The organism is Bacillus sp. FSL K6-0972, assembly GCF_037976035.1.
GTDB lineage: Bacteria > Bacillota > Bacilli > Bacillales > Bacillaceae > Bacillus > Bacillus haynesii.
In genome coordinates this window covers 3800703-3815484 of the sequence record NZ_CP150260.1, presented here as the reverse complement: position 1 = coordinate 3815484, position 14782 = coordinate 3800703, and the positions used below count along the sequence as shown (strand labels likewise).

Below are 14782 nucleotides of genomic sequence, written 5' to 3'. Positions count from 1 at the left end.
GAAGATCTTTATGGTAGAACTTATAATAGCATAAGTTTGTTTAAAAGTTAAGACTATTTATTTTGTCAACAGTTATTCAATGGCTAACTGATCAGTTTAAGAAAGTTCCATCATTTTTTATTAACCTTTAGGTTGAAAGCCACTGTATTATACAGTGGCTTTTTTTACTACTTAAAAATCTTCTCTACTACTTTTTCAGACGATCTGCCCTCTTCCAAGTAGCAAAACCTCTGATAAAAAGGCTCAAATATATCAGCCAGGCGATAGCCGGGTGCTTCCGTTTCCCTGATCTTTTCGATGACGGCATCCGTCGTTTTGACGAGCGGGCCTGGAGCTTCTTTTTCAAAGTCAAAGTAGAAGCCGCGCAGCTTGTCGCGATACGTTTCAATGTCGGGAACAAAGAAAATCATCGGACGCTTCAAATTCGCAAAATCAAAGAAGACGGAAGAGTAGTCCGTGATCAGCAAATCAGACACCATGTAAAGCTCGCGGATGTCCTCATAGGATGAGAAATCGTATGCAAAACCTTGGTATGGCTCAAGGTCGAAGTTTTCGGCAACCAAGTAGTGCATCCTGAGCACGATCACATAGTCATCGCCAATTTCCTGTCTCATTTTCGCCAAATCCAAATCAAGGTCAAATTTGTATTTTCCTTTTTTATAAAACTGATCATCACGCCATGTCGGCGCATAAATGATCACTTTTTTGTCAGCCGGCAGCTTCATTTTCTCTTTTAATGAGCGAACCGTTTCGGCATTGTTGTCCGTGTGGAGAAAATCGTTTCTCGGATAGCCTGATTCGATCATCGTTTTATTGAATTGGAATGCACGGGCAAAGATTTCGGTAGAATATGCGTTCGGTGAGATCAAATAATCCCATTTTGATGCTTCCGTCGTGAAATTCTTTTTGTAATTTTCCGTGTTGGTGCCAGGCATATGCACTTCATCCATATCGACGGCAAGACGTTTCAGCGGTGTGCCGTGCCATGTTTGAAGATATGTGGTGTGCTTCGGCTTTGGAATCCATAAAGGCATGCGGCTGTTTACAACCCAATATTCGGCTCTTGCCATGGCAAACAGCCACTTCAGGGTAAACCTTTTGATGTAAGGAATGCCTTTTTCCTCAAAGATATCCGTGTAATCCGGATTTACGCTCCAATACATTTCGTAATCCGGTTTGTTCTCTGTCATATATTCGTAAATCGCGCGCGGATTACAGCTGTACTGTTTTCCGGCGAAGCTTTCAAAGATAACGGTCTTCTTTTTCACTGGTAATTTTCCGGCCAGTCTAAAGGAGAAATAATACGCTTTTTTCAAGCCGTTGCCTATCTTTTTCTTTAGCTTATTTTTTCTCCTGCGGAAAAAGGAAACAGTCCGGTTCTTTTTCCCAACAACGAAATAAACAGCCCTTGTTTTAAATGTATAATCATTCATTCTTAAGCGCATACATCTCTTTTTCTTTTGCGGGTAGACATGAAAACGCGCCGGGCCTTTTTCCGTTTCAATGACCGTAAACTGGCTATTTTGCGGGTTCGTTTTGTTTTTCAGCATTAGCGGTTTTGTTCTCTTGATAGCTTTTTCGCCCGTTTCAGGGTCTTCACCGATAAATTCGATGTGAAACTGGAACATGACAGGCATAGCGTTTTCTTCATAAAGCTTTTTGAGATTGATGTGTACCTTAAAGTTTGCTGTTTCATCATCCTCTAATGGGTATTCGAAAATTTTTTTCTCTTCGGCATCGCCGACCTCTTTTAGAATAAGGCATCTTTGCTTGGCAGTTACCTTTCCATCCTCATTTAGCAAAAAAGCGTATCCTGCAAGGGTGAGTTCTCCATCAGTGTTTAGATCGATATCAGTTATTTCAGCTATTGTTTTTTGGGGCAGAACTTTTAATGAGAGATTTCCTTTCTTGGTTGTATAGGGAAGGAAAAATACCTGCTTTTGCTCATCCCATTTCCAAGATAGTTCAATTGGCTGAAACTTCGTCTGTATTCTTTTCTTTAAAAGGTCAGCTTCCGCTTCACGGATTACTACGTAGAAGTCGATGCATCCTCTGTCTTCGACGTGTTTAGAAAGGGCAGTTAAATGAAGTTCTGCACGGTATATTGCTTTTTCTTTGTCTATCCTTTCACAAAAAGCCGGCAGCTCCGCTTTTGTTTTGCGGTTCACTGCCAACAGACTGATATTATCGGCGGATACTGAATGATCTAAAGAGAAATCGAGGAGAAGCTGCCAATCCTCAATTTTCAGGTTTACTAATTTGAATTCTATTGGAACTTCCTTAACCATAAAATAAGTCTACTCCTCTTTTTTCAAAATCATCGACAGATAATCTTCTGATTATTATACATAAGATGAACTGAATATTCATCCCGCATCAAACAGTTGTCAGGGATTACCTTAGGAGGGCATCCTCCGGCTCTTTTTGCAATGTCCATGAATAGTTGCCTTTTACGGTAATATAAGGTTCAACTTTATATTTTTCCACTAAGAAAGGAGAGGGCATCTCTGCTTGGTCAACAGACAGCCGTTTTAATATTGTAACTTGTTCACGGTTGCTGATAGCCAAATAAAAATCAATTGTTTTAGTGTTATTTGCTCTAATTGTTTTAACATGAAAATGTCGATTAAGATCAATATTAAATCCGTAGACATCTGACCTTGAAACGGGTTTCTCAGGAGAAGAAGCGCATATAACAACGGCATTGTTTCTTCTGTCAAGCCCGACAAGCTTTAAATTGTAGCCTTCATCAACCGGAACCTGAGCCTTGAATTCAATGATCAAATTTGATTCATCTATTTTATGCTCTCTCACAGAGAACGCTTGTTTGCTCGGGAAAGTCCCTTTTAATTCTTGTTTTTCTTTTTTGACCTCAATCATTTTTTGAAGCGCGTCAGACCAACGCTTCATATAATGTTTTGTCGTATACTTATCTGCTGTCTCAAATGCACACTTCGAAAATTTTTCATGAAGTTTTTCGTTTTTCATAAGCAAAACTATTTTTTCAGCAAGCTGTTCAATATTATACTTCTCGACGACGAAGCCGTTTGCATTATCCTTAACAAGGCTTCTTGCACCGTAGTCATAGTCGTAAGTAACAACAGGGCAACCGTTACCGAGAGCCTCCATATTAGAAAGGCCGAACCCTTCAAAATGAGATGTTGAAATTGTAAGCCACGCCTTTTGAAACTCGTTATCTGGGTTATTGGTATAACCTTTTAAAAAGACGTTTTTCTGCAAGTTGCATCTTTCAATTTCCGCTTTTATTTTATTTTCCGCTCCTCCTGAACCGAAAATTTCCAATCTGGCTTCAGGAATTTCATCTACAACAAGCTTAAAAGCTTTAATAGCATGAGTCAGATTTTTCGATTCAACTAATCTTGAAATGATCACCGCTTTATTCTTTTCACTTTGGATTTTTAAAACCTTTTTATCAAGCGATTTGTCCATTGTATGTGGAGTATAGAAGAATGTTTTATGCTCTCCGACTATCCTCTGGAAATCTTCTTTCTGCTCTTCAGTGATAAAAAACACTGCATCAAGATTATATAAATGACTAAATAATTCTCGGTAACGCGGCTTTACGTGAAGTGGATTATCTCCATAATGTTTGCTGTGTATAATTGCAGCGTAATAAGAGGAAGCTGCTTTCTTAACTCTAAATACATGTTTATCTTGCCGTCTACTATCAACCAGGAATAGCTTTGGGTGATCTGTCTCTAATTCAAGAACTTCAATCCAATGCCGCCGCAATTCTGATTCATCGGAAAACTTTAATACGCCATTTTCTGAATACCAGTTAATACTTTTCAGTTGAAGCTCGTTTTGACCTTCGAAAAACTCATAATGTTTATCCAGATAAACATAATTATTATCATTAATAAATTCCTGGCAGTACAAACGGCCGGTCTCTATATTAAAATAAGATACACGGCACAATAACCCTTGTCTTGTATACTCTTCTCTTTTAAATCGTTTTTTTTCATTATTCAAGTAATCTATACTACAAATTGATTTTCCATCTTCGTAAAAGCTAAAGTTAAGGTTGTTTTTTTGTTTGCGGAAAATTTTGCTGAATTTAGCAAAAAAACGATTTTTATTGTGATTTTTTATTTCGTTTAAGCTGGTTTTTTCAGAAAATAAGCGACCACTAGTATTTTTGCTAAGAAAGTCATTATACATATTTAAAATTCGAGTGAATTTCGGGTGGACTTTCTTATTTTCATAAAGCTGGTTTTTTTTAGTTGAAAACTCCTTGTCAAATCCAAATGTTAAAAAGGTTGTAGGCGTCTGAGATAATTTTCCGAACAACTTGGAACGTAGCAGTAGCGACTTTGTCAATCCTCCATAATCGTGAGGAAGATTTCCTGAAATAAAATAATAGGTCATATTAGGAATAGCTATTCCCTCATTCTTCAAGGGATCACTTTGTTTTTCGCCCAATTTTTTTCTCCCTTTCACTGTAAGCTGTCAATTCGAACTTCTCATTTTAATTCAACAAAAAGTACTTCTTAAAAAAAGATAAGAAGTACTTTTCGAAAGAATTATATAACTTACAGTGGCAAAATGCCAGAATTTATAGGCCGGCGATTTCCTCTTTGATTTTCGTCGTCGAAATCCCTTCAGTTCTTGGCAGGTAGACGACTTCACAGTGTTCTTTTAAGAAATCAAATTTTCCTTCCCAGTCATCCCCCATGACAAAAACGTCAATATCATGGTCGATGACATCCTGAACTTTCTGATCCCAGCTTTTTTCCGGGATGACTTCATCGACGTAACGGATGGTTTCCAGGATAAGTTTGCGGTGCTCATAGCTATGGTAAGCTTTTTTCTGTTTTTGAAGGTTGAATTCGTCCGTTGAAATCGCTACGACAAGATAATCGCCTAACTGTTTGGCGCGCTCCAATAATTTGATATGTCCCCAATGCAATAAATCAAACGTTCCGTATGTGATGACTTTCTTCATGTTAAATTACTCTCCTTCCTAATCTATAACTTCACAAACCACTATGATTAACTTTCAAAATTGCTCTATCCGAAAAACACGTATACTCTTCACTAAAAAATTTTTCCGCATGTCTTCACTGATCATTTATTATAGCACATTGCCTATTAAACGTTAAGCATTGTAAATAGCAAATGAAATTCCAAATTTTGTTTTAAGATTTATCTCTTTTCATCTGATTTCTGAAGACAGCGTAAAAAATCTTAATCTGTTGTAAAGTTATTGTTAAGCTTTTATGAATCATCTATGTTAAAATATACGTTAGACCAATGGGATTTTTGGGCTGACCCACTTTCCTAAGACATTTTCATTTCGTTTAAACATAAATTTGAACTTTTAAATCGGGAGGAGGAGTTGATGTTGCAAACGGAGCGTATTTATAACCTGTCATATGTAAACGCCGATTTATCCGGCTTTTTGCATCATCTTGAGAAATCATACATTAATCGACGGGTTGGGGCTTATATAGCCACCGTCAATCCTGAAATCGGATATGCAGCAGCAAAAGACAGCAGCTACTGCGACGTGTTGTCAGCAGCGGATTTTATTCTGCCCGACGGAATCGGCGTCGTGATGATGTCAAAGCTGACGAATAAGCGATTAAAATCAAGAATTGCAGGCTATGATGTGTTTATCAACCTGCTGAAGATCGCCAACGACAAAAAGAAAAGGATCTTTTTGTACGGCGCGAAGAAAGAGGTCAATCAAGCCGTCGTGGACCGTATCTCATCTGAATTCCCGGACATCACTATTGCCGGTTGTTCAGACGGCTATGCAAATGACAAAGAAGCGGTTGCTAAACACATTGCGAAAGCCAAACCTGACATGGTGTTCGTAGCCCTTGGTTACCCGCATCAGGAAAGGTTTATTTATAAATATAAGCATCTGTTTCCAAAGGCCATTGCAATCGGGCTTGGTGGAAGCTTCGACGTTTTCAGCGGCACGGTAAAACGTGCGCCGAACTTGCTGATTCGTCTGAACCTTGAATGGCTGTACCGACTCGTGACAAATCCCTCAAGATGGAAGCGGATGCTGAATATCCCGAAATATGCTTTTACCGTTCTGAAAGAAGAAAGGGTTCAAAAACAGAGCTACTATCCTGAACAGGTAAAAGAGCGGTCAAAACAAATTGATGCATAGAAAGAGATTAGGTTGAATCATGAAGATACGTTCTTTGTTTGTCATGTTTTATTCAGGTGTTCTTTCGATGGTCAGCTTTATGCTGACATGGGTAAGACCCCGAAACAGAGCTGTTCTTCTCGTTTCCTTCCCGGATAACGCAAGAGCGCTCCTAAATGAATATAAGGAAATGGTCTGTCCGTTTGAACTGGAAATGCTTTATACACGGCATGCGGTTTCCCTTGCAAATGAATATCCGTCTGTGTCATCATGCTTCATCAATGAAAAAAATCCCTTTCATTTGATGCGGGCCGTTTATAGCATGTTCAAAAGCAAATGTGTCATTACGGATAATTATTTTTTGCTGACAAGTGTGCTTCGTAAACGGCCGCAGACAAAGTGCATCCAAGTTTGGCATGCGAACGGCGCGCTGAAGAAGTTCGGTCTTGAGGATATCGGAAATTGCCGCAGAACATCTGCAGATATCAAGAGGTTTAAAAAAGTATACGCCTCATTTGACTATATTACCGTCGGATCGGAAAAGATGGCGGACATTTTCAAGCGTTCATTCGGCGTTAAGGATGAGCGCATTTTGCGGACGGGAGTTCCCTTGACTGATCAATATTTTAAAGATGAGACGCGTCCTTATGAATCTTTGGACCAAAAAGTCATCCTTTATGCCCCGACATACAGAGACTATAATATGACAAGTGTGAAACTCCCTTTTTCAAAAGAGCAGCTATCTAAAGACTTAAAGGGAGAATTTTTGCTTTTGGTTAAGCTGCATCCTGCTGTCCGTGAGAATATCAGACTTGAAGAATATGAAGGTATGATAAAAGACGTTTCAGACCTTCCGTTAAAAGATCTGCTGCATGTAAGTGACGTGCTGATATCAGACTATTCCTCGATCCCTTTCGAGTACGCCCTGCTCGATAAACCGATGCTGTTTTACACCTATGATATTGAAGAGTACGATAAAAAACGCGGTTTGATTGACGACTATGAAGCGGTGATCCCGGGGAAGGCCTGCCGCAACCGCGACATTCTTCTTAACGAATTAAAGAACATTCACCATACGTATGAAGAGGTTAAACGGTTTTCAAATGAGTGGAATGAGTATTCAAGTGGTGATTCCAGCAAGAAGCTGCTGAATTTTATTAATGAATTGTGCAGATAAGAATCAAACCGAAGTGTTTAGCATGCATTAAAAAACTGGCATATGAGTGTGCCAGTTTTTTGCGTTATTATATTTCTTCTTTATTCAAAAGGTTTTCTATAAAAGGAACAAGTTTAGTTTTAAGTTCAGGATCCTGCATAGCGAATTCAAGCGTCGTTTGAATAAAACCAAGCTTTTCACCGACGTCATAACGTCTGCCCTCAAAGTCATATGCAAAAACGCGCTGAATTTCATTTAATTTTTGAATCGCGTCCGTCAATTGAATTTCTCCGCCTGCTCCGACTTCCTGCTTTTCTAAATACATGAAGATTTCAGGAGTGAAGATATAGCGGCCCAGGATCGCCAAGTTGGAAGGGGCAGTTCCCGGTTTTGGTTTTTCAACAAAGTTCTTCACTTGGTAACGGCGTCCTTCTTTTGTGAGGGGATCGATGATTCCGTATCGGTGTGTTTCGTCTTCAGGCACCTGCTGAACACCGATGATGGAAGAAAGGGTTTTCTCATATTCATCCATGAGCTGGCGAAGCCCCGGCGTTTCAGCTTGAACAATGTCGTCCCCGAGCAAAACGGCGAAAGGCTCATTACCGATGAAGTTGCGCGCACACCATACGGCATGTCCGAGTCCTTTTGGCTCTTTTTGTCTAATATAATGAATGTCCGCCATATTGGATGCTTTTTGAACCTTTTCAAGTAGCTCTTTTTTTCCTTTTTCCTCAAGATTACGTTCCAGTTCCGGCGCGTGGTCAAAATGGTCTTCGATGGCGCGCTTTCCTTTACCGGTTACGATAATGATATCTTCAATACCGGAGTCGATTGCTTCCTCAACTATGTACTGGATTGTCGGTTTGTCGACAATGGGGAGTATCTCTTTTGGCATTGCTTTTGTCGCCGGCAAAAAGCGGGTTCCAAGACCTGCCGCAGGTATAATGGCTTTTCTTACTTTTCTCATTAATAAAGCACCTTCCTTAAAGTGGATGTGATCATACAATAAACTTTACCACAATTCGAGCATTTTCACACGTATCATAGAACAAAGCAGAGTATGTTTGTTTAGGAAAAAACGTTGATTAAATGGTTTATGTTGCACGGTACAGGCAAATTGCTTGATCAAGTGCTTGATGGATTTCATATTGGCCGATATACTTCAAATGCACTGACAAAACTTGACCAACTTTGTCCTGATCATGTTTTCGTACACGGTGATATGACAGGCCTGAAGGTGTAAAAACCGGAACGTTAAAGCTGGTCATAACGAATGAAGCTACTGAATGATTCTGACGAGTATCAAAGAATGTCAAAAGCCTCAAATCCATACGGTGACGGAAACGCATCTAAGCGCATCGTTGGCGAGATTCTTTATCGTTTTGGCTATCGGCCGGACAAGCCTCTTCCATTTTATGAACATTAAAAAACGAGCTCCGCATGCTATGTGCGGAGCTCGTTTTGTTAATTCTTAAGCGCAAGGCTTTCTTTTAATTCTTTTGAAATCGATTCACGGTCGCTTTCGTCGACCTTATAGTAATAGATTCCGTCAATTTTGGTTCCCTGGCCTTTAAGTTGATGTTGCACGACATTGTTTCGAGCTGATTTGTAGTTTGACTGAATATCCCACATATTGTCAAACGTAAGGTTTGTTTTCACGTTGTCTTCGATGACCTGGAACATATCGCTGAATTTCGTTACGGAAGAGATATTGGCCCCTTTTTTGATGATGCCTTCAATGACTTGACGTTGACGTTCCTGCCTTCCGAAATCTCCTCTTGGATCCTTTTTTCTCATCCGGGTGTAAGCAAGCGCTTCTTCCCCGTTCAACGTGATTTCGCCTTTGCTGAATGAATGCCCGTCATAATTGAAAGCAAATGTGCTGTTCACCGTAATTCCACCAAGCGTATCAACAATATTCCTGAAGCTTTCCATATTCACTTTCACAAAGTAATCTACAGGCACGTCCAAAAAGTTTTCAACCGTATCAACGGTCATTTGGGTACCACCGAAGGCGTAGGAGTGGTTAATTTTGTCCATCTTTCCTTTACCGATGATTTCGGTGTACGTATCACGCGGTATGCTTACCATTTCTGTTGTATTCGTTTTTGGATTCACCGTCATGTAGATGAGTGAATCAGCCCGTCCTTTATCGCCTTCCCTTTCATCAACTCCCATGATTAAGACTGCGATTGGTTCTTTGCTGTTAACATCCACCTGCTTGTCCCGTTTATCAGATTTTCCAATATCCTCATGAATGCTGGCGATGGTTGAAGCTGCCTTATTCCAAAGGTAGTAGGCATAGCCGCCGGTACATAAAACGAATAAGCCAATAATCGTTAAAATAATGAAAAGGACTTTTCTTTTCTTTTTTCTTTTTTCAGCTCTCATCATTTTCCTCACTTTATAGTTTTTATCATCTGATTTGATTATAAATTTTAAAAATAATAGAAACAACTAATTTTTTTCATATCTCTAGTTTTAATATTACAAGTAAATTAAATAGCACTTAAGAATGTTACAAAGAGGCGCTTCCTTCTATAAAATTATAAATGTTTGTCGATAAAAAACAAGAGGTGATGAAAAATGAAAAAACTTGCGGCATTTATGTTCTTTATGCTTCTTCTGGCCGGATGCGGTACTGCCGAACAGGCAAAACAAGGCGAGCAAACCGACCAGGTTCAAACGGAGGACGGTACGTTCGTTGGACAGGCAGACACTCATACGATTGAGGTGAAGATAAACAACGAGCCTGTCAGCTTAAATATTGCCGGTGACTATGAAGGTGACATTGACAAATTAACAGACGGACAAAAAGTAAAAGTGACTTACAAAAAGACCGAGAAAGGACAACTTGAATTAAAGAAAATCGAAAGCGAGAAATAATTTAAGTTTGTCAATGAAGAGAGACTTTTTGGGGTCTTGAAGAAAACGAAGCAAGTAATGCTGTTGACATTTTTCATGATGTTGTTGATCACGCCTTCCGTTTCTTTCGCTGTGAATTCCATATCCGTTAAGCTGACCAACTATGTCATAAGCCTAGCATGGATATTACAAAGTGGGCTGTCAACACATTATGATATCAGCGGCAAGAAAATTTATACCGTGGAGTCTGGGTATACGTCAAACCAATCAATATCAACATTCCTTTCGAGGACTAGCTGGCTGTTAAAAGCGCAGGCTGTAGCGGCTCGTACATATTCGGTCAGGAAAATTGGGAAAACGGTTGTGAATACAACGGTGTTTCAAGTTTACGGCAGATACAGTTGTCTTCAAACTCTTGTAAGGTCGTGAATTAAACGAAAGGAAAGTACTGAAATATAGTGGAAGCCTGATCATAGCGGTATATTCTTCAAGCTATGGGGGGTTACACTGAAGCGAGCGATGAGGTGTGGAGCTTTAAAGTCCCTTATCTCATTGCCAAAAAAGTGAACCCGCAAAGCGAGAGCCGGATCGGGGAATTCATAAGTTCTATTATAAAATTCTATTATCCGAGAACGACTTTAACGATCTATTAAATTAAAATTCAAATCGGAAACAGGAGGCAGCCTCGTCTCTTGTTTTCCTTTTTATTGCCGAATGATTTGAAATATTTGGAGGGGAAGATATTGCGATCTTTATTAAAGGTCCTAACATTTAGTTTTTTAGGACTTATCCTTTTTATACCTTCTGCTCTTGCAGACAACACAGCAACCAGAATTGCAGGAAAAAACCGATACGATACAGCGGTGCAAGCGTCAAAAAAAGGCTGGTCAACCGCCGGCACTGCAGTCATTGTAGGCGGAGGAGCTTATGCGGATGCTATTTCTGCGGCGCCGTTTGCCTATCAAAAAAATGCACCGCTTTTATTGACAAATGCAAATAATCTGTCAAGCGAGACAAAATCTCGTTTAAAAGAATTAAAGACAAAAACCGTTTATATCATTGGTGGGACATCTACCGTATCTAATACAGTAGAAAATCAAATTAAAAGTCTTGGAATCACCGTCAAAAGAATTGTTGGGAAAAACCGGTATGATACGGCAGCAAAAGTGGCAAAATCCATGCCAAGCACTTCAAAAGCGATTGTCGCAAATGGCTTTTTGCATGCTGAACCGGTAGCCATCATACCTTATGCGGCTAAAAATGGCTATCCGATCTTGTTTACAAATAACAGTACACTTAATAGTTATACAGCTGATGCGCTCAAAAGCAAAGGGATTAAACAGACATATGTTATCGGAGGAAATGGCAGTATAAACAGCACATTATATAAAAGACTCCCATCGCCGATCAGAATCGGAGGAGTAAACCGATACGACATTTCTGTGAATATTGCAAAAAAGCTTACTCTAAATACAAGCAATACTTACGTTAGCAATGGGTATTCTTATGCTGACTCTATTGCAGGAGCAGTTCTTGCCGCGAAACAAAATAAAGCGATCATCCTGACAAACGGGGAAAATTTATCAAAAGAGCCGAGAGCTTTTATCGGCAATAAAAATGTCAAAAACTTCTCTGTTATTGGGGGAACTTCTTCTGTCACCTCAAAGGTTGTGAACCAACTTAAAAATCCGGCTGTCGGTAAAACGATCTTTATCGATCCGGGGCACGGGGATCAGGATCCTGGTGCAATCGGCAACGGCCTGCAGGAAAAGGACGTCAACCTGGATATCGCCAAACGGCTGAACAGCAAGTTGAACAGTGCAGGCGCTATTCCGGTAATGTCACGGTCAAACGATACGTTCTATTCGCTTGAAGAACGGGTGAAAAAAGGTGCCAATGCGAATGCCGATCTGTTCATCAGCATTCATGCCAATTCATATACATCTTCATCACAAGGCACTGAAACGTATTATGACAAAACCTATCAAAGCGCCAACAGCCAGCGGCTTGCTGAATTAGTTCAGCCGAGGATCGTCAGCGCATTCGGAACAAGAGACAGAGGCGTGAAAACAGCAGGGTTCTATGTGATTAAGTACTCGAAAATGCCGAGCGTTTTAATAGAAACCGCCTTTATCACGAATTCGTCTGACGCAAGCAAATTAAAAACCGTTACACTAAAGGATAAAGCAGCAAAAGGAATCAATGATGCTGTTTCAGCATACTATAGATAAAAGGGGGCTTGCGAGTCCTTTATGTGAAAAAAGAAGCCGAACTTCGGCTTCTTTTTTTATAAATTGAAATATAGTATGATTATTCCATTAATTCAACAAAAAGGAGCGGAGGGTGATTAATGTTTAAAGAAAAATAAACAAACTTACCGAAAAATCACACAATTAATACTCTTTAACAAGCCCTTTACAATGGGTTTACGTTCATATGCTACACTGACGCAGAGATCACAAAGAAGAACCAAACCAATCGTGAGGTGTATGTCAGTGAGTATGGACAAAAGCTTAAGAATGTATAATGAATACTCAAGCCAGCATATCTATTCTTGTGCTCTATCTGAAAAAGCAGTCCGGTATTTGAATATAAAACGGGCAATGGATATCGTCCTATCACTCATCGGTCTCGCCATTACACTGCCGGTGATTCTGTTATTCTGTATTTTGATTTCTATAGAGACTCCTGGATCGCCTTTTTACCGCCAAGAACGCGTTGGAAAAGACGGGAAGCACTTTAAGCTGATTAAATTGCGCTCTATGAGAATCGATGCCGAAAAATCCGGTGCGAAATGGGCGCAGAAGGATGATCCGCGCATCACTGCAGTCGGGTCTTTTATAAGAAGAACAAGAATCGATGAACTTCCGCAGTTGATCAATGTGCTGGCCGGAGATATGAGCCTTGTGGGGCCGAGGCCTGAAAGACCGATGTTTACCGCTCAGTTTCACCACGAAATTCCGGGATTTAAAAACCGTTTAATCGTTAAGCCGGGTTTAACGGGACTTGCGCAGGTGAACGGAGGCTATGATATCAGTCCGAAAGAAAAGTTGGTGCACGATCTGTATTACATTCGGAATTTAACGTTTCTGCTCGATTTGAAGGTTATGCTGAAAACGATTAAAGTAGTATTGACTGGCGAAGGAGCCAGATAATACGAGGAAGTTAGGAATATGCTATGTCTACCATTACGAAACAAATATTAAGCGGTGCAAAATGGACAAGTGTTTCAACATTGATCGTCACGGTCATTCAAATTATACAGTTTGCACTGCTCGGCAATATCATGACAATTGCCGAATTCGGTTTGGTCGGAATGCTGACCACCGTAACGATTTTTACACAAATTGTACTCGATATGGGATTCGGGGCCGCTTTAATTCAAAAGGAGAACATCAGTGAACGCCAATTATCGACCTTGTATTGGCTGAATATCCTAACGGGCATCCTTTTGTTTATCGGCCTCTTTTTCCTGAGTCCGTTCATCGCAGACTTTTATCAACGGGACGAACTGGTTTTCCTAGTGCGGATTTTGGCTGTCATGTTTTTAATCGCCCCGGTCGGCCAGCAGTATCAATATATGCTGCAAAAAGATCTGAAGTTTAATGTGCTGAGCAAAATAGAAGCGGGAGTCACCGTTTTGTCATTTGTGCTCCTGCTCGTTTTGGTTTTTCTGATGGATCCGATTGTGGCCTATACCTTGTCACAAGTTTTTCTTAATTCGGTTAAAGGCATCATGTTTTTTGTTGTATATTTAAAAAAATGGCGTCCTTCTTTCGTTTTTGCATTAGGGGAAGTGAAAGAATTTTTCTCTTTCGGTGCTTTTCAGCTTGCTTCCAGGCTTGTAAACAGACTTGGCGCCAATATCGATATGATTTTAATCGGGCGTTTTCTCGGTGCGGAAGCATTGGGAATCTATAACCTGGCGTATCAGATTATTACGATTCCCGTATTAAAAATCAATCCGATCGTGACGCGGGTAGCGTTTCCTGTCTTCTCAAAGAATCAAGGGGACAACCAAACGTTGCGCGAAGGCTTTTTAAATATGACAAAGCTTCTCGCGCTGATTTCATTTCCGCTTCTGATCGGACTGACGACTGTTTCAGATTTATTTGTTGAAGTCGTCTTCGGAGAAAAATGGCTGCAGGCCGTACCGGTTCTGAACATCCTCGCGATTGTCGGGCTGCTCAGGGTTCTGATGAATCCGAACGGATCGGTTTTGCTGGCGAAGGGGAGAGCAGACCTGGCATTTTATTGGGACAGCGGAGTCATGCTCCTTTATGGGCTGTCTCTTTATGCGGCGGTATTAACGAATGATTTGACGATTACCGCCTGGACCTATGCAGCGATCAGCCTGATCAATTTCTTTATCGGCAGATGGCTGCTCAAATATGTCATCCAGCTGAAGCTGGGCGAATATTTCAAAACCGTTGGAAAACCGCTGGCCTTGACACTGCTCATGGCATTGCTGGCTCTTGTCTTGAGCGTCGGCAGCAGACATCTGCTTCACGGCGCCATGCTTCAGCTGGCAGTTTCCGTCGGGATCAGCGGAATTTTTTACAGTTTTCTGGTCAGCAAGTTTTATCGGCGGGCTATGAGGGCCCAATTAGGAAGATGACAGCAGAAAGGGCGTTTCA

11 protein-coding genes and 2 pseudogenes are annotated in these 14782 nt (G+C 40.4%); 8 read left to right on the top strand and 5 right to left on the bottom strand.

The window, feature by feature from the left end:
• Nucleotides 1-167: 167 nt before the first annotated feature.
• The 3 genes from MKX80_RS19515 to tagD form a co-directional block, all read right to left on the bottom strand.
• Nucleotides 168-2288 (bottom strand): CDP-glycerol glycerophosphotransferase family protein, encoded by a 2121-nt coding sequence (locus MKX80_RS19515; protein ID WP_182069969.1) that lies wholly within the window; start codon nucleotides 2286-2288, stop codon nucleotides 168-170.
• 106 nt (nucleotides 2289-2394) lie between these two features.
• Entirely contained in the window at nucleotides 2395-4389 is a 1995-nt protein-coding gene (locus MKX80_RS19510; protein WP_339228610.1) for an alpha-glucosyltransferase N-terminal domain-containing protein, read from the bottom strand.
• Between the two features lie 187 nt (nucleotides 4390-4576).
• Complete coding sequence (gene tagD, locus MKX80_RS19505) at nucleotides 4577-4966, bottom strand: glycerol-3-phosphate cytidylyltransferase (RefSeq protein WP_023857183.1); 390 nt, start codon at nucleotides 4964-4966, stop codon at nucleotides 4577-4579.
• A gap of 399 nt (nucleotides 4967-5365) precedes the next feature.
• Between tagD and MKX80_RS19500 the strand changes: the two genes are divergently transcribed.
• On the top strand, nucleotides 5366-6145 hold the full coding sequence (locus MKX80_RS19500; protein WP_339228608.1) for a WecB/TagA/CpsF family glycosyltransferase: 780 nt from the start codon (nucleotides 5366-5368) through the stop codon (nucleotides 6143-6145).
• A gap of 19 nt (nucleotides 6146-6164) precedes the next feature.
• Nucleotides 6165-7301, top strand: a complete 1137-nt coding sequence (locus tag MKX80_RS19495) for a CDP-glycerol glycerophosphotransferase family protein (protein ID WP_268342825.1) — start codon at nucleotides 6165-6167, stop codon at nucleotides 7299-7301.
• A 67-nt stretch (nucleotides 7302-7368) separates the two neighbouring features.
• Here the strand turns inward: MKX80_RS19495 and galU are convergent, their stop codons facing one another.
• On the bottom strand, nucleotides 7369-8247 hold the full coding sequence (gene galU, locus MKX80_RS19490) for a UTP--glucose-1-phosphate uridylyltransferase GalU (protein ID WP_182069971.1): 879 nt from the start codon (nucleotides 8245-8247) through the stop codon (nucleotides 7369-7371).
• A gap of 257 nt (nucleotides 8248-8504) precedes the next feature.
• Here galU and MKX80_RS19485 point away from each other — a divergent pair.
• Nucleotides 8505-8706, top strand: a pseudogene (locus MKX80_RS19485) (UDP-N-acetylglucosamine 2-epimerase (non-hydrolyzing)); the annotation flags it as partial.
• Nucleotides 8707-8744: 38 nt separating this feature from the next.
• Here the strand turns inward: MKX80_RS19485 and MKX80_RS19480 are convergent.
• Nucleotides 8745-9671, bottom strand: a complete 927-nt coding sequence (locus MKX80_RS19480) for a LytR family transcriptional regulator (protein ID WP_182071111.1) — start codon at nucleotides 9669-9671, stop codon at nucleotides 8745-8747.
• Between the two features lie 195 nt (nucleotides 9672-9866).
• Here MKX80_RS19480 and MKX80_RS19475 point away from each other — a divergent pair, with 195 nt between their 5' ends.
• From MKX80_RS19475 to MKX80_RS19455, 5 genes and pseudogenes are all read left to right on the top strand, one after another.
• Nucleotides 9867-10166 (top strand): hypothetical protein, encoded by a 300-nt coding sequence (locus MKX80_RS19475; protein WP_182069973.1) that lies wholly within the window; start codon nucleotides 9867-9869, stop codon nucleotides 10164-10166.
• A gap of 282 nt (nucleotides 10167-10448) precedes the next feature.
• Nucleotides 10449-10708 (top strand): annotated as a pseudogene (locus MKX80_RS19470) (SpoIID/LytB domain-containing protein); the annotation flags it as partial.
• 180 nt (nucleotides 10709-10888) lie between these two features.
• Nucleotides 10889-12376 (top strand): cell wall-binding repeat-containing protein, encoded by a 1488-nt coding sequence (locus MKX80_RS19465; protein ID WP_268342826.1) that lies wholly within the window; start codon nucleotides 10889-10891, stop codon nucleotides 12374-12376.
• Nucleotides 12377-12640: 264 nt separating this feature from the next.
• A complete protein-coding gene (locus tag MKX80_RS19460; RefSeq protein WP_182069975.1) occupies nucleotides 12641-13300 on the top strand; it encodes an exopolysaccharide biosynthesis polyprenyl glycosylphosphotransferase in 660 nt (219 codons plus the stop codon).
• Between the two features lie 23 nt (nucleotides 13301-13323).
• Nucleotides 13324-14763 (top strand): MOP flippase family protein, encoded by a 1440-nt coding sequence (locus MKX80_RS19455; RefSeq protein WP_268342827.1) that lies wholly within the window; start codon nucleotides 13324-13326, stop codon nucleotides 14761-14763.
• The last annotated feature ends 19 nt before the right edge of the window (nucleotides 14764-14782 follow it).